Origin of the sequence: Shewanella olleyana (assembly GCF_023283825.1) — a bacterium.
GTDB classification, from domain to species: domain Bacteria; phylum Pseudomonadota; class Gammaproteobacteria; order Enterobacterales; family Shewanellaceae; genus Shewanella; species Shewanella olleyana.
Genome location: NZ_JAKILD010000044.1, coordinates 1 through 18,994, shown reverse-complemented (window position 1 = coordinate 18,994; position 18,994 = coordinate 1). Strand labels below are relative to the sequence as shown.

At 40.7% G+C, this 18,994-nt stretch carries 17 protein-coding genes and 1 pseudogene; 4 read left to right on the top strand and 14 right to left on the bottom strand.

Features of this window, described 5'->3' with window-relative positions; genetic code table 11:
* The 13 genes and pseudogenes from L2735_RS19055 to rraA form a co-directional block, all read right to left on the bottom strand.
* Window positions 1–2,694: pseudogene (locus L2735_RS19055) on the bottom strand (hypothetical protein); the annotation flags it as partial.
* Window positions 2,695–2,921: 227 nt separating this feature from the next.
* Entirely contained in the window at window positions 2,922–3,932 is a 1,011-nt protein-coding gene (hemB, locus tag L2735_RS19050) for a porphobilinogen synthase (protein ID WP_248986210.1), read from the bottom strand.
* 26 nt (window positions 3,933–3,958) lie between these two features.
* Window positions 3,959–5,896 carry a sensor domain-containing diguanylate cyclase gene (locus L2735_RS19045; protein ID WP_248986209.1) on the bottom strand — a complete coding sequence of 646 codons (1,938 nt, stop codon included), beginning with the start codon at window positions 5,894–5,896 and terminating at the stop codon, window positions 3,959–3,961.
* Window positions 5,896–6,693, bottom strand: coding sequence for a TatD family hydrolase (locus L2735_RS19040; protein ID WP_248986208.1), 798 nt, complete (start codon window positions 6,691–6,693; stop codon window positions 5,896–5,898). Before L2735_RS19040 ends, L2735_RS19045 begins: the two co-directional genes overlap by 1 nt.
* 2 nt (window positions 6,694–6,695) lie before the next feature.
* Window positions 6,696–7,259, bottom strand: coding sequence for a type VI secretion protein (locus tag L2735_RS19035; protein WP_248986207.1), 564 nt, complete (start codon window positions 7,257–7,259; stop codon window positions 6,696–6,698).
* Window positions 7,260–7,313: 54 nt separating this feature from the next.
* Window positions 7,314–8,072, bottom strand: a complete 759-nt coding sequence (gene tatC / locus L2735_RS19030) for a twin-arginine translocase subunit TatC (RefSeq protein WP_248986206.1) — start codon at window positions 8,070–8,072, stop codon at window positions 7,314–7,316.
* A gap of 10 nt (window positions 8,073–8,082) precedes the next feature.
* Window positions 8,083–8,481 carry a Sec-independent protein translocase protein TatB gene (gene tatB / locus L2735_RS19025; RefSeq protein ID WP_248986205.1) on the bottom strand — a complete coding sequence of 133 codons (399 nt, stop codon included), beginning with the start codon at window positions 8,479–8,481 and terminating at the stop codon, window positions 8,083–8,085.
* 6 nt (window positions 8,482–8,487) lie between these two features.
* Complete coding sequence (gene tatA, locus L2735_RS19020) at window positions 8,488–8,727, bottom strand: Sec-independent protein translocase subunit TatA (protein WP_102526388.1); 240 nt, start codon at window positions 8,725–8,727, stop codon at window positions 8,488–8,490.
* Between the two features lie 102 nt (window positions 8,728–8,829).
* Entirely contained in the window at window positions 8,830–10,479 is a 1,650-nt protein-coding gene (gene ubiB / locus L2735_RS19015) for a ubiquinone biosynthesis regulatory protein kinase UbiB (protein WP_248986204.1), read from the bottom strand.
* A complete protein-coding gene (locus tag L2735_RS19010; protein WP_248986203.1) occupies window positions 10,476–11,096 on the bottom strand; it encodes a ubiquinone biosynthesis accessory factor UbiJ in 621 nt (206 codons plus the stop codon). Before L2735_RS19010 ends, ubiB begins: the two co-directional genes overlap by 4 nt.
* Window positions 11,096–11,851 carry a bifunctional demethylmenaquinone methyltransferase/2-methoxy-6-polyprenyl-1,4-benzoquinol methylase UbiE gene (ubiE, locus tag L2735_RS19005; protein ID WP_153916166.1) on the bottom strand — a complete coding sequence of 252 codons (756 nt, stop codon included), beginning with the start codon at window positions 11,849–11,851 and terminating at the stop codon, window positions 11,096–11,098. The genes L2735_RS19010 and ubiE overlap by 1 nt, the downstream gene beginning before the upstream one ends.
* Window positions 11,852–12,170: 319 nt before the next feature.
* Entirely contained in the window at window positions 12,171–13,208 is a 1,038-nt protein-coding gene (locus L2735_RS19000; RefSeq protein WP_248986202.1) for a formimidoylglutamase, read from the bottom strand.
* A 126-nt stretch (window positions 13,209–13,334) separates the two neighbouring features.
* A complete protein-coding gene (rraA, locus tag L2735_RS18995) occupies window positions 13,335–13,820 on the bottom strand; it encodes a ribonuclease E activity regulator RraA (RefSeq protein WP_248986201.1) in 486 nt (161 codons plus the stop codon).
* A 642-nt stretch (window positions 13,821–14,462) separates the two neighbouring features.
* Here rraA and L2735_RS18985 point away from each other — a divergent pair.
* The 3 genes from L2735_RS18985 (at window position 14,463) to L2735_RS18975 (ending at window position 16,727) form a co-directional block, all read left to right on the top strand.
* Window positions 14,463–14,720 (top strand): uroporphyrinogen decarboxylase, encoded by a 258-nt coding sequence (locus L2735_RS18985; protein ID WP_248986200.1) that lies wholly within the window; start codon window positions 14,463–14,465, stop codon window positions 14,718–14,720.
* A gap of 323 nt (window positions 14,721–15,043) precedes the next feature.
* Complete coding sequence (locus L2735_RS18980; RefSeq protein WP_346348159.1) at window positions 15,044–15,556, top strand: phosphatase PAP2 family protein; 513 nt, start codon at window positions 15,044–15,046, stop codon at window positions 15,554–15,556.
* A gap of 127 nt (window positions 15,557–15,683) precedes the next feature.
* Complete coding sequence (locus L2735_RS18975) at window positions 15,684–16,727, top strand: MJ1255/VC2487 family glycosyltransferase (protein WP_248986198.1); 1,044 nt, start codon at window positions 15,684–15,686, stop codon at window positions 16,725–16,727.
* A 92-nt stretch (window positions 16,728–16,819) separates the two neighbouring features.
* On the opposite strand, the gene rsd is transcribed toward L2735_RS18975, so the two are convergent.
* Window positions 16,820–17,296 carry a sigma D regulator gene (gene rsd / locus L2735_RS18970; protein WP_248986197.1) on the bottom strand — a complete coding sequence of 159 codons (477 nt, stop codon included), beginning with the start codon at window positions 17,294–17,296 and terminating at the stop codon, window positions 16,820–16,822.
* 467 nt (window positions 17,297–17,763) lie between these two features.
* On the opposite strand from rsd, the gene hemE reads away from it, so the two are divergent.
* The gene (gene hemE / locus L2735_RS18965) at window positions 17,764–18,828 is read left to right on the top strand and encodes a uroporphyrinogen decarboxylase (protein ID WP_248986196.1); all 1,065 of its coding nucleotides are present in this window, start codon (window positions 17,764–17,766) and stop codon (window positions 18,826–18,828) included.
* Window positions 18,829–18,994: the final 166 nt, after the last annotated feature.

Here is an 18,994-nt window from a genome sequence, read left to right as displayed (position 1 = left end):
AACCTTTTGACCATCTTCAACATTTGTGACGCTACCTTGAATGACCACTTGAGTCATTTCTACAGCATTGATAACGCCATCGTTATCGATAATTTCAACAGTGATATCGGCAGTTGTATCTTTAGTAAACGAATTTCCTGCAAAGGCTGGATTACCAGATGAGTCAATAACTAAAGCTTTTAAGTAAATTGTGCCTTCTGCTAATGAAGATATATCAACACCAGATAAGCTAAAAGCACCATTTAAAACTGTTGTTGTTAGAGGAATGCGTACACCATTTTGATCAATTACCCAAACTGTAACTGTTTGACCTTCCTCAACGTTAGTAACAAAACCCATTATGGTTGCACTCGTTGCTTCGAAAGAGTTTAACGTATTATCTGGATCATTAAGTTCAATCGTAATCGTTGCTTGAGAGTCTTTACTGATAGTGGTGGTGACAGAAGTAGGGTTACCAGCGATATCAACAGTATTTGCTACAAAGGTAATATCACCATCGACGAGTGATGAAACATCAGCATCGTTAATTTGCCAAACACCCGCAACGACAGTGGTATTGAACGTGAGTTGGTTATTGAGGCTATCGGTTAGGGTAATCGTAATGATTTGGTCGTCTTCAACGTCATCAACTTGACCAGAGAAATCAAGACGGAGCATTTCAAAGCGATTAATTACGGCGTCAGAGCCGGTATCCACATCAATAGTGATATCAGCCAGAATATCGACAGGTATTTGAGCAGAAGCTGTTGCAGGGTTACCCGCTACATCACTGACCTCAGCGGTGACTTCTAAAGAGCCATCATCAAAGGCTGATAGGTCTTGTGCTGGGAGTGTCCAAACACCGCCGGTGACGATAGCAGTTAGGATCAGTGACTGGCCTTGGTTATCGATTAGGTTCACTGTAACAGTCTGACCGTCTTCAACGTTGGTGACCGTACCTTGAATGACCACTTGAGTCATTTCGACAGCGTTAATGACACCATCGTTATCGAGGATTTCAACAGTTATATCTGCTTGGGTATCTTTAATAATAGTATTGGTTGCAAAAGCCGGGTTGCCTTCAGCATCAATGGCAATGGCATAAAGGTGTAAAATACCGTCAGCAAGATCTGAAGCATCTAGTCCAGATAAAGACCAAACCCCTGCATTAACTTGGGAGGTAAGGTGGACAACTTGTCCTTCGCTATCGGTAATAGTAATAATGATTTTCTGACCGTCTTCAATATTGTTGGCTATCCCAAAAATCGTGTTGAGATCTTCAATATCTTGTTTGTTTAGAATTTGGTCTTGGTCAATCACATTAATACTAATATTGGCCACAGTGTCTTTGACGACTGTGGTTGAAGAGGTTGCAGGATTACCTGCAATATCAAACGTACTGACATTAAATAGTAAGGTTCCATCTACCAATAAACTAATATCAGCATCTTCTATTTGCCAAGTACCATCGACAATTAGAGTGTTATAAGTAAGTGTTTGACCATTTATATCGGTAATCGTAATGGTCACTGGTTGGCCATTTTCTATATCATCAACAACACCAGAAAAGTCGAGTTTTAACATTTCGAAGCGGTTAACAAATTCATCCTTGCCGGTGTCGACAGTAATATCAACAGCGGCAAGAATATCAATGGGATCAGTGGTTGAAGAGGCTACTGGGTTGCCCGCGATATCGATGACTTCGGCAGTCGCGAACAACGAACCTTGATCAAAGTCCGATAAGTCTTGAGCAGGTAATATCCATATACCGTTTACAACAGTAGTGCTGATTTGGCGGCTTAATCCATTAGCATCTGATAATGTGACTACAACTGTTTGCCCATCTTCGACATTATTGACTGTACCTTTGATAACGACTGCAGATATTTCTACAGCATTAATGACATTATCAAGATCTTCAATTTCGATACTGATATTAGCAAGGGTGTCCTTAATTGTGTCGTCAAAAGCTGGCTCAGCTATTCCTTGATAGGTTGGTGCACTTATTTCGGCAGTTATAAGACCTTCTGCGAGGCTCGAAATATCAACATCATTAATCTGCCAAGATTCATTCATACTGATGACTTCTAACTGCAGTTGATTACCTTGAGTATCAGTGAGTATTAAACTTAACCGCTGCCCATCAATAGCATCTAAAGCTTGACCAGAAAGGTTAACTTTTGGCACTTCAAATTGGTTTAAATAGCCATCATTTGCATCATCAATAATGACCGATAATGTGAGGGTAACAAAGGAGTCTTGTTCGCCTATGAGAGAGTTTATTTCGTTACTAACATTTGATAGAACATCCCCCTGAGACGTATAGCCAGATTGAGCGATTAAGGTGTTGTATTGAGTTTGAATGACACTATAGAAATAGTTGAGACCTTCAGTATCGGTTGATTGAACTTGCGCTGCTTGATTGTCAGGTATTTGCGAATCGACACTACTAGTATTGTCTGTTTGAACGCTTGACTGCTCTTGCGATGATTGAATTAATAATGAATTGGGAATTAATACGGTTTGCTGGTCAATGACAATGTAAGGTGCGCTAGCATCATTCACTAAAATATCTTCAACAGCAATATCATAAATAGGAATGGAATCAGCTATATCCTCTTGAGTTATCGCATGCCACTGGCCATCGTTCGCAATAGCGAAAATACTTGAGCCAACTTTGACGAAATACAACACATCGATACCATCAATATTCATTTGCTTTCCTTAACTTTCAATCCATTGCTGCTAGTCATCAATACGTATTTATCAAAATACAGGGATCACTGGCAAATTAAGCGCAAATTAAAGCATAAACCTTGTTATTTAAATTTTAAAGACTTACAACACCTTTTAACGTTTCAGATTCAAAATGATACAAAAAAAGAGGCCAATTGGCCTCTTTTAGTAAACAATCTAAAATTTTAACTAGCGAATCCTAGATATTACTTATCTTCTTTAAGCCATTGAGCAGCACTTTTAGCAAAATAAGTCAGAATTCCATCAGCACCAGCGCGTTTGAAACACAATAATGACTCCATCACGATGGCTTTTTCAGCTAACCAACCGTTTTGAATCGCAGCCATATGCATCGCATATTCACCACTGACTTGATATGCAAATGTAGGCACGGCAAGTTCTGTTTTAACGCGGCGAACGATATCCAAATATGGCATACCAGGTTTAACCATTACCATGTCAGCGCCTTCTTGTATATCAAGCGCGACTTCATGGAGTGCTTCATCGCTATTGGCTGGATCCATTTGGTAGCTATGTTTATTGCCACCTTTTAGGTTGCCAGCAGAACCGACTGCATCACGGAATGGACCATAGTAGCTAGAAGAGTACTTAGCTGAGTAAGCCATTATTTGAGTATTCACATGACCTGCCGCTTCAAGTGCTTCACGGATAGCGCCAATACGGCCATCCATCATATCTGAAGGTGCAACAATATCAGCACCTGCTTCAGCATGAGATAAGGCTTGTTTCACTAGAATTTCAGTGGTGATGTCGTTAAGGATATAACCTGTTTCATCAATGATGCCATCTTGACCATGAGTAGTGAAAGGATCTAAAGCTACATCAGTCATTACGCCTAAATCAGGGAAAGCTTGCTTTAACTCACGAACAGCACGTTGCACTAAGCCATCAGAGTTATAAGCTTCTTCTGCCATTAATGACTTTTTCTCAGCTGGGGTGACTGGAAATAATGCAATCAGTGGGATCCCAAGTTCAACAAGTTCAGCAGCTTCTTTTAATAACAAGTCGATTGAGTAGCGTTCAACACCAGGCATTGATGCGACTTGTTCAGTGCGATTGTTACCTTCAAGAATAAACATTGGATAAATAAGATCATTTACCGACAATTTATTCTCTGACATTAAACGGCGGCTGAAATCATGTTTACGCATGCGGCGCATTCTGCGCTGTGGGAACGCACTAGTAATAATATTCACATTCGACTCCTGAAATTAATTTGTTCTTATTCGGACGAAAACTCACATACCTGGTTTCGTCCACTGCGCTTAGCTTGGTAAAGCGCTTTATCTGCTTGTTCAAGTAATAGAGTAGGGTGGTCATCAGTTTCAATGATTGTCGCACTAACTCCAATACTTACATAAAGAGGAATAGGGTTATCCTCCCAATCAATTGATAATTCTGATATTGCTACGCGAATGTTTTCTGCTAGCAGCATCGCACCTTCACTATCAGTATTTGGTAATATAATAGCAAACTCTTCACCGCCAAAACGTGACACCAGATCGGTTGGACGTTTTAAAAAGTCTGAAATTGTTGTGGCAATCACTTTAATTGAGTGATCTCCTGCAAGGTGTCCATGTTCATCATTGATAGCTTTAAACTTATCAATATCAACCATTAATATAGCTAATGGCGTTTGTTGACGGCGACTAATTCGACCTTCAGCATTAAGACGGAGATCAAATGCACTACGGTTTTTAACCCCAGTTAAGCTATCAATGGAGTTTTGCTGAGTGAGTTTTTGATTTGCTTCATTAAGTTCTCGTAAAGTGACTTCCAGCTCCAAGGTTCGCTGGGCAACCATTTGTTCTAAACGCTCATTTGCATCGGCTTCAGCCCGCAGTGCTTCATCACGATTTTGTTGTAAGCGTTTCGCTTGCTCCAGTGCTTTTTGTTGCATTTGCAGTTTAGCTTTACGCTCATCGTTATAGCGCATCGCAAGTACAGCAGCCATTGTGACGACTTCAAATGTGAGCCCTACCATAGCAGGGGTTTGTGGCAGTATTCCCCAATCGATATAGCCTAAATAAATCAGTCCACTGAGCAATGAGCTAATAAATAAACCTATTCGACCTACAGCATGAAGGCGGGCATTTTTAGTCTTGTTAAACACTTGAATTAACGAGAATATGATTAAGATAAAACTGATAACAATAACTGAAATGCTTAGCAGATAAAGGGTTAATTTAAAATCGAGAAATGAGATAACTAGGCTTAATAAAATACAGTAAACCGCTAGATAGCGTCCCAGCAATAACATCCGCTTACTATGATATTTAAGTTGCATCACTTTCTCTGTAAACATCAAAGCAAATGCCAATGCGAGAGGGATTAACATAGGGATAGCTAGCTGTTGCAGAGTAGGTAAATTAGGCCATAAATATTGAAACGCGATACCGTGAATACTTGCAACGATGATAGTTAAGCAGATGACATAGCCACTGTAATAGCTGTAACTGAATGAGCCAGACGCCAAAGCAATAAATAAACTAAACATACCAATGGCGATTAGTATTCCAATTTGAAACCCATTGGTCAGGCTTTGCGCTTCAATGGCATGACTAAAATCGTTTTTACTCCACAAAACTAAAGGCAAGTTAAGACTACCGCGATTATTCACCTTTAAATAAAAGGTATGTAATTCACCTGGTTTTATATCGAAGGGGTATAAGAATAAATTACTTTGTAATGGCCGCTGCTTAAAGGGGATGGTGTCACCCATTAGTTCGACATGTTGCAGCTGATTATTAATTAAATGAAATAACTTTACGCTGTCTAATAACGGATTATCTAATGCGATAATTCGAGACAGTTGATCGTTAGGGTTATAAATACTAAAACTGACCCAAGTATTGTCTGCACCAATTTTACGCATATCTTGACGAGTGAGCTTACGCCAGTCAGTGGTGTGGTTTCGTTGTGATGTTAAATTCGCAAGCTCGGTAATATCATTGGATTTATGGATATAAAGCCAATCTTGTAAATCAATTTTAGTAATTGATGAAGCCGTTAAGCGTAATGGGGTGTTGCGATGTTCAGTTTCCTGATTTGGTGCATCATTTGTGACTTCGGCAGAGGCAAGGTTACTTAGAGTGAGTAATAAACACAATAACCAAAAAGTACTTAAACTAGGTTTAAACTTAAGACGATTAAACAACATTAATCGTCGCCTAAATTAAATAGGCTAATACTATTAGCATAACAATGTGCTGCAAGTTCTTCGTAGGCTTGGTTACGTAGCTTAGCAATTGAATCAACTATGTAAGGTAAATACTGCGGTAGATTTTTACTCGACTTAGGTTTGGGCCTCATACTTCTGGGAAGTAAATATGGGCTGTCGGTTTCAACAACAATGCGATTATCAGGAATATGGTGAACTATGCTTGCGAGTTCAGCGCCTCTTCTTTCATCACAAACCCAGCCTGTTATACCTATATATAAATCGAGATCTATACAAGCGAGGAGTTCAGTCTCAGTGCCAGTGAAACAGTGTAACACTGCACTAGGCAGCTTATGCCTATATTGCTTAAGTATCGCAATAAAATCGTCATGGGCATCACGACAATGCATTAATACAGGCATTTGTAATTCAACAGCCAGAGCCAACTGTGCTTCAAAGGCTTGACGCTGTTTGTCACGTGGTGAAAAGTCACGATTATAGTCTAAGCCGCATTCGCCAATTGCTACGACGTGTTTGTTAGCGGCTAATAAGGTTAATTGCTCGGGACTGTCTTCATTCCAACTACTTGCATGGTGGGGGTGAATACCCGCGGTGCTATAAAGTTGCTGAGGGTATTGCTGACAAAGTGTAGCAGACTCGATGCTTTCGGCAATATCACTGCCAATAACGATTAACGGTGAAACATGATGTTCCACCGCATTGCTTATAACGCTGTTTATATCAGCTGCTAATCGACTACTCAGTAAATTAACAGCAATATCGATATGCTGAGGCATGATTAGTTAAGACGCTTAACTCGTATAGTGGAGTTACGCTCATCACTGCCTAATATGAATGAACTTAACGCGCCTTTTTTGATATAAATGGTTTGGCCAACTTTAAGTTTGTAGCGGTCAGTTCCCACTTGTTTCCATGTTTGGCTATTAGATAACTTTACAATTAATGCACCATAAGGATCTTTTTCGACAGACGTTACTTCCGCGTAGAGGCGCATCTGCTCTTCTTCAGCAGACTTTTGTTTTAGACCAAACTCTTGTTCAGCAGTGCTCATTGCTTGAGGTGACGTTGGAGCGGTAACCGCTGCAGACTCTACTGCAGCAACAGTGGCGGCAGTTGTAGTTACCACTGAAGAATTTGATTCAGCTGTTGCAGTTTTAGCAGATGCTGGTAACTGCGCAGGGACAGATGTTGAACTTGTGACTTTAGCCGCCAATGCGTCGTAACACATTAGGCGGTCTAATTTATCAGTCTGACTGGCACAATCAGCCAGTTGTTGCTCAACAGAGGCATGAGCCTGAGTTGAAAGTGCCAAAGCAAACGTGGCAACCAAGGTTAAACGCATAACAGAATCCTTCTTTATTATTGTTTTACTAGTCCATGAGTATCATATGCAGTATTAACTGTTGGTACGTTCGCTCTCAGACTCTTCGTTATCTGTATCATCTTTGGGAGTATATAGCTTGGCTGCTAATAACCCGCCTTCAAATAATATTAACATAGGTATTGCTAACATTGTTTGAGAAATAATATCAGGTGGCGTTAGCATCATGCCAACCACAAACGCACCAACCACAATGTAAGGGCGTTTTTGCTTAAGTTCTTCAGGTGTAGTGACACCAGCCCAACACATTAACACCACGGCAACCGGGATCTCAAAGGCTAAACCGAAAGCGAAAAATAGTTTAAGAATGAAGCTTAAATAACTGCTGATATCAGTTGCAACCGTGACACCTTCTGGGGCGACACTGGTGAAGAAGCCAAATACAACTGGAAACACAATATAATAGGCAAACAAAATACCTGAATAAAACAATAAGGTACTACTAACGAGTAGCGGAGTGACTAGTCGCTTTTCGTGCTTATATAAACCTGGTGCAACGAATGACCAAGCTTGATATAACACATAAGGTATCGCCAAAAAGAACGATAATACTAAGGTCAATTTGAACGGGGCGAAAAATGGCGCAGCTACATCAGTTGCAATCATACTGCTTGTTTCAGGTAGTGACTGCATTAATGGAATTGCCATGTAATGGTAAATATCATTTGCCCAGTAAACTAAACAGATAAAAACCAGCAAAACACTGCCGATAGCTCTGAGTAATTTATTACGCAATTCAAGCAAATGACTAATGAGAGGTAGCTGTTGTGACATTGATTACCCGCTAGCTTTTGGTATTTGAACTGGTAGAGTCAGGTGTTTGTTCAGTCGTTGGTGTGGTGCTTTCAGTAGGTTTTGCGGCTGGCGCATCCTTTTTAACGTCTTCTACTTGGTAGGGACGATTCACTGATTGCGCAGCATCCTTTAGCTGATCAATAGACTCTTGTAATTCAGGAGATAGGTTAGACAAACCTTTGCTTTCTGCTTTTTTCAAGTCAGCATGAAGCTCTTCGATTTTAAGCTCTTGCTCTAATTCGTCTTTAACAGAGTTTGCCATTCGCTTTAATGAGCGAATCCACCCAGAGATTGAACGTACTGCACCTGGAAGTCTTTCGGGGCCGAGAACCACTAGCCCCAAAATTCCAATCAGCAGTAGCTCCATAAAGCCAATACCGTCGAACATAATGAATTACGCCTGTTCTTTGTCCTTTGACTCGGACTTTTGTTCAGTTGCTTGTTGAGAAGTTTTCGCTGTGCTGTCTTTATCTTCTAAAGACTTTTTCTCTTCATCTTCAGGGTTCATGGCGTTTTTGAAGCCCTTAACAGCGCCACCTAAATCACCACCTAAAGAACGTAACTTTTTAGTTCCGAATAACAAAACAACAATTAACGCAACGATAAGAAGCTGCCAAATACTGATGCCGCCCATGAACATTTCCTCTAATAAGAATAAAAACGTGATATTAATAAAGTTTAAAATTATAACCCTTATTACACTGAGTATTATGAACCTCTAATGAATAAGTGCTAGTTAAAATTTGCGATTCTTTGGTCTGGATCGCCATCCTGTGAGCCAAAGCACTATACCTGAAGCGATACAAATATAAGAAGGCCATAGTGTAGCGTCTTGATTTAATAATAGTGTGCCACAGATCAACAATACGGCAGATGTTATTAACAAGTAATTGCTCTTATGAGCTTTATGTTGAAACTTCAGATACTTATCTAACATCTGCTGTTGAGTTCCCAATAATTTACGACCCACTTTTAAGTTGTCATAGATAAGCTCAGGGAATTCAGGGAGTTTTTCAGCCCAATAGGGGGTTTTCATTTTCACTTTATCGAAAATGGCTTTCGGCCCCACTTGCTCAGACATCCATTGCTCTAAAAATGGCTTAGCGGTAGACCACAAATCCAGTTGTGGATAAAGTTGGCGGCCTAAACCTTCGATATAGAGCAAGGTTTTTTCGAGTAGGACTAATTGGGGTTGCACCACAATGTCGAACTGTCTTGCGGTTCTAAACAACTCTAACAGTACGTGGCCAAATGAAATTTCATCTAATGGTTTGTTGAACATCGGCTCACAAACCACTTTTACTGCTTGCTCAAAGGCCAATACGTCAGTGTTTTCAGAGACCCAGCCTGACTCAATATACAGCTGAGCAATGCGCTGATAATCGCGGTTAAAGAAGGCTAAAAAGTTTTCAGCTAAATAACGTTTATCGACATCATTTAAGGTGCCCATAATGCCGCAGTCCATGCCGATATAAAAAGGGTTGTCAGGGTGTTCGCGGCTAATAAAAATATTACCTGGGTGCATATCAGCGTGGAAGAAGTTATCGCGAAATACTTGAGTGAAAAATAACTCTACACCACGTTCGGCAAGTAACTTCAAATTAGTGCCCTGAGCTTTAAGCGCTTCAACATCAGAAACGGGTATGCCATAAACACGCTCCATCACCATCAGACGAGGATAACTATAATCTTCATAGACATAAGGGACGTAAAGTGCGTCAGAGTCTAAAAAGTTATTGCGCAATTTGATGGCATTGAGTGCTTCTAGGTTTAAGTTAAGCTCACCCAAAATCGTGGTGCGGTAGTCATCGATCACTTCCGCAGGACGTAAACGGTTTCCTTCACCTAATAGCTTCTCAAGTATATCTGCAGCTTGGCACATAAGCTGTAAATCAGCGTTAACTTGGGCCTCTACATTTGGTCGCAGTACTTTAAGCACTACTTCGGCGCCGTTTTCTTTAAGATTGGCTGTATGAACTTGAGAAATAGAGGCTGACGCAAGTGGGGTGTCATCAAAGTTATCGAATAGGCTTTCAATAGGGGCTTTGAGCTCTGCTTCTATTGCTTCTCTTGCTAAAGCTGAATCAAATGGTGGCACTCTGTCTTGCAGCATCGCAAGCTCATTAGCCCACTCATCATTGAGTAAGTCACGGCGGGTGGATAGCATTTGCCCAAGCTTAATATATACCGGCCCTAAATCTTGCATGGCTAGCTTTAAGCGCTCTGCGGCAGACTTATCTTTATGTTGATTACCCAGCCAGAAAAAACAACTACGAAGTAACGTGAAGTACCAGGGCGTTTTCTTTTTGAATAAAAGTTCATCTAAGCCGTAATTGAGTACAGTTTTGATGACTTGATAACCGCGTCTGATACTGGCAATTGTCATGGGGTAATTTTTTCTCTTAATGATGCAATTCTGGTTTCTATGGCAGTTGTGTTTTCTGCTAACGCTTCCAGATTATCACGAAAATGAATGAATTCTATTTGATGAGGTGCAAGCCGATACTCTTCAGTGGTTAATTGACCCACATGAGAACGAGATTTTTCGAAGACCTGCTTGGCTGTTTGCGCTAACTGTTTTGTACCCGATACCAAGATGTGAGTGGGGGCATCACCGATATACTTTGATATAGGCTCGGCAAAGTCCAGTTCAATGTGGCGCAAGTAGTGACTGAAGCTTTGTAGCAAGTTGACGTCACCATCGAGTTTGAGCTTATCTTGTTTGATAAGCTCAGTTAGGCTGTCACCCTCTGAAACCTGATAGAGAGTCGTGGCATCGGCTGTCACGCTGACATCCACATCACCTTCATAGGCGTTGAGCACTTGAATGTTTTTAGCGAAAACAAGGTAAAGCGGCCATTCAACTTGAGTCAGTTGAATGCAAAAAACTTTACCGTGTAATGGCTTAAGACGTGCATATTCACCATTATCTTGCGCTTGTAACTGAGCAATAGCAGTTTCGATTGCGGCGCAAGCCAATAGTGAAAAATGATTGGGCTTCATTAGAACTTGTAGCCTCGGTGAAGCGCGACAACACCGTCAGTCATGTTGGTGTAGTCAACTTGTTCCAGACCAGCATCAATCATCATTTGTTTTAAGGTTTCTTGATCTGGATGCATGCGAATCGATTCTGCTAAGTATTCATAGCTGTCGGCATCTTGAGTGATCAACGCGCCCATTTTTGGAAGCACTTTAAAGCTGTAAAGGTCATACACCTTACGCATTACTTCATGTTGAGGCTTAGAGAACTCAAGTACCAATAATTTTCCGCCTGGCTTTAATACTCGGCGCATTGAACGTAGTGCAGCATCTTTATCAGTTACATTACGTAAACCAAATGCGATAGTAATAATATCAAAATGGTTATCTGGGAATGGCAATGCTTCAGCATTGGCTTGAACATAATCAACATTACCCACAATGCCTTTATCGCGTAGTTTCGTACGGCCAACTTTAAGCATTGAATCATTGATATCGGCAAGAATTACCTGGCCACGATCGCCGACTAAATGTGAAAATTTAGCGGTTAAATCACCTGTACCGCCAGCTAAATCCAGTACTTTCATACCTGGACGAGCACCCGCCGTAGCAATTGTATGGCGTTTCCAGAAGCGATGAACACCAAATGACATAACATCATTCATGATGTCGTATTTAGCGGCAACCGAGTGAAATACGTCAGCAACTAAGTCTGCTTTCTTTTCTGAATCAACGGTTTTATAACCAAAATGCGTGTTCTTTGGGTCGCCCTCAGACATCTGTATATTCCTATAATGTGCGATAATTAACTGCGAGTGTATGCCATTGCTTGCTTTGCAGAAACTTTAATCAGCGAGAGTGTGATCCAGTTTACTAGAAACAGCGTGGAATGTAGCCATGCAGATTCGATTCAGTGTGATAACTAAAACTCTGCATAAAAGGCACCATAAAATTGCCCTGCATTAGACCATAAATCTATTCGATATTGAATAGTCTGCAATTATTGAAAATCTCGTATGAACAATAAATCATACGAGCAAGATAATAGTAGAGTTCAACTTTTAGCCATCAAAGTGCTAAACATAGGCCAGCATAAGTTTAATATTGAACTGGTTTTTTCGCTTGTATATAGGCATAAATCAATTCACTGACGCTTTGGCCTACATCTCTGTTACCTGCCATTTCACCAGCTTCATGGCATTGGGGCGCCGCTTCAGCAATATGCAAATAAGCGGTATTACAGTGCTTAGCAATATAATTAATGTAATAGCAGGCATCCAGTAACGGAACACCCGCGAAGGTTGAGGCGCTACTTGGCATTTTGGCAATGGCATCAACATCAATTTCTAATGCGACAGGTAAATGGGTTTGATTAAGTTGTTTGGCAATCTGTTTCAACGCTTCGGCTAATGTTATTTCACGCCTTACCCATATTTGCTGAAAGCTGTGCCACTGACCACCAAATAAACTCAGTTGCTCAAGTGTTGCCTCACTGTTTTTGAGTTCATGTAACCCCAGAACATGGTAATAACCTAGCGCGCCATTGGCAGCAGCATAGCTAAAGCCATTACCGCTATGACGACCTTCCCTTGGCCTAAAGTCACTATGAGGATCTAGGTTAACGGCAGCCGCGGCTTGGTTATATTGAGACTTAACAGCCATCAATAAACCATAAGCATTATTATGGCCACCACCAATCACAATCGGCTCAAGTTCAGCTGCAAGAATTTGCTTAACCACTGCAATAACTTGTTGATCAAGATCTGCTGTGGCTTGCCTTAGTTGTTCTGTGCTCGCGCTTCCATCAAATTGCACAGGCTCAATATTGCCTAGCACAATACATTCTTTACCGTGTAAATATCGATTTGATTGCAGATTAAGGAATTGACTCATAGCCGCATTAAAGGCCGTAGTAGACCCGCCGCGACCTAAGTTAGCTCTTGGCCCAGCATCTTCACTTATGCCTAAAATAGCAAACTGTGCCCCTCGAGACTTAGCCTCTGCCAGTGAGCTTTTTAAATTATCAGTTTCCACTTCAGGGTTGTCGAGCAATTGAACTTGCTGACCTAATTTAGTTTCGCCATCACGGGTCGAAAACAATTTGCCTAGTGAGGCTGGAGTCATTATCTGTAGCATAGGGTCTACTTTTCTCGGTTATTATTGTTTTTAAGTTTGGTGAGAAACGATCTTGTATTTATAAAAATGCGCCAATAAAAAAGCCAGCATAGCTGGCTTTAATCAATTTATACAATACTGAAATCGCTATTCAATATCTAATGCTTCTGGCGATAAAATAACACCAGTATTATCAGCGTATATATGGTCGAAAGGTAAGAAGGTGACGCCACCAAAATTCACTGGGATTTCAACTTCACCAACACCATTGCTATCAGCGCCAATGGGAATAGAGGCAAGTGCTTGGATACCAATGTCCATTTCTTCTAGCGTATCTACGTCTCTTACTGAGCCATAAACAATAATGCCTTCCCATTTGTTGGCTACAGCAATTTCTGCAATCGAAGCATCGATTAATGCACGGCGCATAGAGCCACCACCATCAACCAATAATACTTTACCTTCGCCTTCGGCTTGAAGCGCGTCGGCGATAAGGCCATTATCTTCAAAGCATTTAATGGTGCTAATAGAACCACCAAAAGAGCTCGTACCGCCGTAGTTACTGAACATAGGTTCTACGACATCAACAACATCTAAATACATATCACACAGTTCTGAGGTGTTGTATTCCATAGTGACACTCCTTGGGGGTAGCGATTTGATTCGTTAGGGCCAGTTGATCTTTGCTGGTTGAATTTCGTTCGAGTTAAAAACGTTTTAATTGAGGCGAATGGATTGATGCCTAGTCATCTAAGCAAAAACCATTCAACAAAGAGTAAAACGTTTTTGGCCGAACCCATCGGGCAGCGTTTGTTGGCCAATTTTTACTGCGTTATCGACTTTTTATGTAGAATAACTACACCACAAAGTCTCTGTCTTGTACAAATCGCCAACAATTCGCTGCAAAAGCAACCTTGAAAGGTCAATTGACCCTAATAGTTAAGCAATCTTAAATGAATTATATGAGCTTTTTATGAAATTAAAAGCGATATTCATCACCAGATAGCGATAAAGCAACAAGTTGATTTATAAACTGATGTTATAAAAACTCAGAATGATTAAGTTTAATCGGCTTTGTAAGTAAGTAACTTACATTATGGCGACTCGAGTGACATATATTGATCTTAGTCATCATATTACGTATTTTTATTACAAATTTGTATTAACCTTTGTTAATATCGCCACTTAATTAAATGCAATTTGTTTTATTTGCTTTAGGGGCACGGACCCCCCGTAACGCTTATGGATGGCAGAGGGCCTTAATGAGAGGTTCTTATGGAAGGGTTAAACGTTGTTGAAATCATTGGTTATGGCGCATCTATTATGGTGGCTATTTCACTCATGATGAAAGACATTATTTGGCTTCGCTGGTTAAATTTTGTTGGTTGTACATTATTCGTTATTTACGGTGTACAAATTGAGGCTTGGCCTGTGGCGGGCATGAACGCGTTTGTTGCTGGGATCAATATTTTTCATTTGATCAAAATTTATCGGACAAATAAATCAGATAGTCTTGCTGAGGCATCTGCATAAATTTGTTGTCGAATGAGGTGTCTTGATAGGGCACCTTAACCCCTAACCTCTAATCCCTAAACTTTTTACTTTAACTCCCTTATTTTACTCTGCTTTTATTTAACTATCTAAATCATTCATTGATGTGTTGGTTATCCTTTCCCGATTTTATATGTAAAGCCAGCCGATAATAATGCTGTCCCAAAATAGAACCTCAGCATCTCAGTGAACACCTTGTCATAAAACTTTCGACAGAATGTCATGTCAGCGTCATTCATCATATTTACAGTCCTTATCATGGTTGAATATCAATTAATCAATAGGACTTAAATATGGCAAAGGACGTGACGATGAGCATAGCGACTTTAGACAAGCAGTTGTTTTTTCATATTCTGACTTTTTGTCGTGATCATAAGTTAACTGATTTCGCTAAAAAAGTGTCTGCAACAGGTGATGGCCATTGTTACGTCTATATGGCTGTAGGTTTGTTGTTTATTCATCCACAAGGCAGCCATTTTTTTAATTTAATGCTGGTGAGCTATATCATTGAACTGCCACTTTATCTGCTATTGAAGAACTCAATTCGTCGCACTCGTCCATGTGCAGCATTCGCAGGATTTGAGTCAGACTTTCAACCTTCAGATAAATTCAGTTTACCTTCAGGGCACACTGCAGCGGCTTTCATTATGGCATCTGTGGTGATGGCCACTTTCCCAGCTTTGGCTTCCTTAGCTTTTACTTGGGCTGTTTTCATTGGCTTATCTCGCATTGCGCTCGGGGTGCATTATCCATTAGATATTCTTGCTGGTATGGCTTTAGGAATTGGCGCTGTGACATTGGCTGAGCAATTTATTTAACGTTCGCCTGAATTGAAGAATATTGGCTTCGCTAATAAATAGCCAAAAGTAAACAAAATCAATAATAAACCGCAGATCAATGTTCTTCGATTGATACAGGCGCACATACTTTAAGACAAGGAACTTTATGAAAATATTATATGGTGTTCAAGGGACTGGAAATGGCCATATTAGTCGTGCGCGAGTCATGGCGAAATCGTTGAGTAAAACTGATATAGAAGTGGATTTTCTTTTTAGCGGCCGTAATGAAGACCAATATTTTGATATGGAGTGCTTTGGTGATTATCAAGTCAGAAAAGGCATGTCGTTTATTACTGAAAGCGGTCGAGTGAATTTAGGCAAAACTATAAAACGCAATATGACTTCGCCAATACTGTCTGAAGTCCAACGAATGGATTTATCTGACTACGATTTAGTGCTGAATGACTTTGAACCCGTTACCGCATGGGCAGCTAAAAAGCAGGGAGTCACGTCGATTAGTATTAGCCACCAAGCGGCGCTTCAATATCCGGTACCCAAGCAGGGTATGAGTTGGTTTGATGGCATTTTGTTGAATAACTTTGCCCCCACAGACATAAAGCTGGGCTGTCATTGGCACCACTTTGGTTTTCCTATACTGCCGCCCTTTGTAGAAGTTGAGCCAAACGGTGGCGATCATAGCCACCAAATTTTGGTTTATCTGCCTTTTGAAAATGCAGACTCGATTGCTAAGTTTCTAAGCCCTTTTTCTGATTATCAGTTTTTTGTTTATCACGCTGATAAACCTTCGCAGGCTTTAGCTGAACATATTAATTGGTTTGGCTTTAATCGCGTAGGTTTTAAAAACCATATGTCCGAATGTGGTGGCGTGATTGGCAATGCTGGTTTTGAACTCGCGAGTGAGGCAATGACTTTAGGTAAGAAACTATTAGTAAAGCCGTTATTGGGACAGTTTGAGCAGTCATCTAATGTTGCTGCACTGGAATTATTAGCGGCGGCGCAGAGTATGGAAAAGCTTGATGCTTCTATACTCAATCGTTGGTTAAAGTCAGCTTCGCCCAAACCGATAAAATACCCGCAAGTGGGCGATGCATTGGTTAAATGGTTAAAAAGTGGAGATTGGCATCAACATCAAGTGCTTTGTAATGACCTGTGGTCGCAAGTTGAGCTACCTGACAACTGGCGTAAATAGTGGATTATCAGTTATAGATCTTAAAAGCTCTCTGTTGATGTAATCAAAGAGAGCTTTTTTATGATGTTGTTTAGCGGGAGCTGGTATTTAGCCTAGCTGGCTTTTGAGTGGTGCTCGTGAAGTTGCTCAAGCAATTCATCTTCGAAGGCAAAGCGGGTTTCCATCGCTTGGGCTAGCTTAGATAAGTCGGCATCCAAATCCATCAAAATGTCATCGTTATCAGCTTCTGTGTATTTATCATTGAAATCTAAAGCTGCGTCAGTGGTTTCGCTGATTTGCGGTAATAACTGCTGCGCTCTTTCTTTACTGGTTTGACCGAACTTCTCGCATTCTGTGACGACTTGATCGTAAACCTCAAAATGGCCTTCGGAGACATAATCAACAAGTTGCGCACAAAATTGCTTTACCGCATCGGCTTTGGGAAGGCTTTTAGCTGGCATGGTATACGGCGCTAAACCGGCAATTTTAAAATATTGGATCAACAAAACTCTGCGATGTTGAAGCCATTGATCGACTAGCTTGTTAGAGCCACCCCATTTTTGTTCGGCTTTTTCTAGTTTTGTCAGCATAACGAATTCCAGTGTTGCAACTAATCCATAACACTTAATGTATGAGAGAAAGTGACTATTGATCAACTGTTTTCTGCAAAAGATCTAATGGATCGACCAGATTAAGGACTATTTGATAGGGAAATATAATATTGCGCAAAGGCATAAAAAGAAAAATGCCCAGTGATAGTAGCTATCACTGGGCAAATAGATTTTTTAAGGGCTCGATTTATCGTGCTTCTTGATTGTTCTTGCTAGCGCAGACTTTTTATACCAAAGGCTAACAAGAGGTGCAACTTTTTTATCCAATTAGGCTTGTTTAGTACCTATTTATGAGTATTTTGTGAGCACGCTAACGATTGTATTAGCAAATTCGATACTAGTTGGGGTGTTAGTTCACATTAATTTAGCATCGCTGGTTACATTAATCGCATAAGTGCTAAACTACGCGCCAGCGGATATCACTATATGTTTAGGAATTAAGCCCAATGGCAGAATTAAAGAATGATCGTTATTTACGCGCCTTATTAAAGCAGCCTGTTGACAAAACACCTGTATGGATGATGCGTCAAGCTGGACGTTATCTACCTGAATATAAAGCGACTCGCGCAGAAGCGGGCGACTTTATGTCTCTTTGTAAGAACCAAGATTTAGCATGTGAAGTGACTTTACAGCCACTTCGTCGTTATGACCTAGATGCAGCTATCTTATTCTCAGATATTCTTACTGTTCCAGATGCGATGGGCTTAGGTTTATACTTTGAAACAGGCGAAGGCCCACGTTTCGAGCGTCCTACTGATACTATCGATTCAATCAAAAAGCTTTGTATTCCAGATCCTGAAGACGAATTAGGTTACGTGATGCGTGCAGTAAGCACTATTCGTCGTGAACTTAAAGGTGAAGTACCTTTAATCGGTTTCTCTGGTTCTCCATGGACACTAGCGACTTACATGGTCGAAGGTGGTTCAAGCAAAACTTTCGAAAAAATCAAGAAAATGGCGTACGAAGAGCCAGCAACATTACACATGCTATTAGACAAGTTAGCTGACTCAGTTATCTTGTACCTAAACGCACAAGTTGCTAACGGTGCTCAATCGTTAATGATTTTCGATTCATGGGGCGGTGCGTTATCTCACCATGCTTACCGTGAGTTCTCACTACGTTACATGCAAAAAATCGTTGATGGCTTAACTCGCCATGCAGACGGCCGCCAAGTACCTGTGACTTTATTCACTAAAGGTGGCGGACTATGGTTAGAATCTATGGCTGAAACAGGTTGTGACGCTTTAGGTTTAGACTGGACTGTTGATATCGGTGATGCACGTCGCCGTGTTGGACATAAAGTTGCACTACAAGGCAACATGGACCCATCTGTACTTTACGCCTCTCCTGAGCGTATTCATCAAGAAGTTGACCAAATTTTGTCATCTTACGGTGAAGGTACTGGCCACGTGTTTAACTTGGGTCATGGTATTCATCAACATGTTAACCCTGAGCATGCTGGTGCATTCATTAACTCTGTTAATGAGTTATCGCCTAAATACCACAAGTAATTGTTGGTAACGCTTAATGCATCTTGATGATGCGAAAAAAAGACGAGCAATGCTCGTCTCAGACTGCTGACAAAGCCCTAGACATTCGTCTAGGGCTTTGATCTAATAGAAGTACAGATAATAACCAAGTTTATCATCATGCTTCGAGAGCCTAGTCCACAACAAT

Excerpts from the sequence above, each read along its gene's own strand:
- L2735_RS19045 (WP_248986209.1), bottom strand. The coding sequence starts at position 5,896 with ATGTTGTTTAATCGTCTTAAGTTTAAACCTAGTTTAAGTACTTTTTGG.
- L2735_RS19040 (WP_248986208.1), bottom strand. The coding sequence starts at position 6,693 with ATGCCTCAGCATATCGATATTGCTGTTAATTTACTGAGTAGTCGATTA.
- L2735_RS19035 (WP_248986207.1), bottom strand. The coding sequence starts at position 7,259 with ATGCGTTTAACCTTGGTTGCCACGTTTGCTTTGGCACTTTCAACTCAG.
- tatC (WP_248986206.1), bottom strand. The coding sequence starts at position 8,072 with ATGTCACAACAGCTACCTCTCATTAGTCATTTGCTTGAATTGCGTAAT.
- tatB (WP_248986205.1), bottom strand. The coding sequence starts at position 8,481 with ATGTTCGACGGTATTGGCTTTATGGAGCTACTGCTGATTGGAATTTTG.
- tatA (WP_102526388.1), bottom strand. The coding sequence starts at position 8,727 with ATGGGCGGCATCAGTATTTGGCAGCTTCTTATCGTTGCGTTAATTGTT.
- ubiB (WP_248986204.1), bottom strand. The coding sequence starts at position 10,479 with ATGACAATTGCCAGTATCAGACGCGGTTATCAAGTCATCAAAACTGTA.
- L2735_RS19010 (WP_248986203.1), bottom strand. The coding sequence starts at position 11,096 with ATGAAGCCCAATCATTTTTCACTATTGGCTTGCGCCGCAATCGAAACT.
- ubiE (WP_153916166.1), bottom strand. The coding sequence starts at position 11,851 with ATGTCTGAGGGCGACCCAAAGAACACGCATTTTGGTTATAAAACCGTT.
- L2735_RS19000 (WP_248986202.1), bottom strand. The coding sequence starts at position 13,208 with ATGCTACAGATAATGACTCCAGCCTCACTAGGCAAATTGTTTTCGACC.
- rraA (WP_248986201.1), bottom strand. The coding sequence starts at position 13,820 with ATGGAATACAACACCTCAGAACTGTGTGATATGTATTTAGATGTTGTT.
- L2735_RS18985 (WP_248986200.1), top strand. The coding sequence starts at position 14,463 with ATGGAAGGGTTAAACGTTGTTGAAATCATTGGTTATGGCGCATCTATT.
- L2735_RS18975 (WP_248986198.1), top strand. The coding sequence starts at position 15,684 with ATGAAAATATTATATGGTGTTCAAGGGACTGGAAATGGCCATATTAGT.
- rsd (WP_248986197.1), bottom strand. The coding sequence starts at position 17,296 with ATGCTGACAAAACTAGAAAAAGCCGAACAAAAATGGGGTGGCTCTAAC.
- hemE (WP_248986196.1), top strand. The coding sequence starts at position 17,764 with ATGGCAGAATTAAAGAATGATCGTTATTTACGCGCCTTATTAAAGCAG.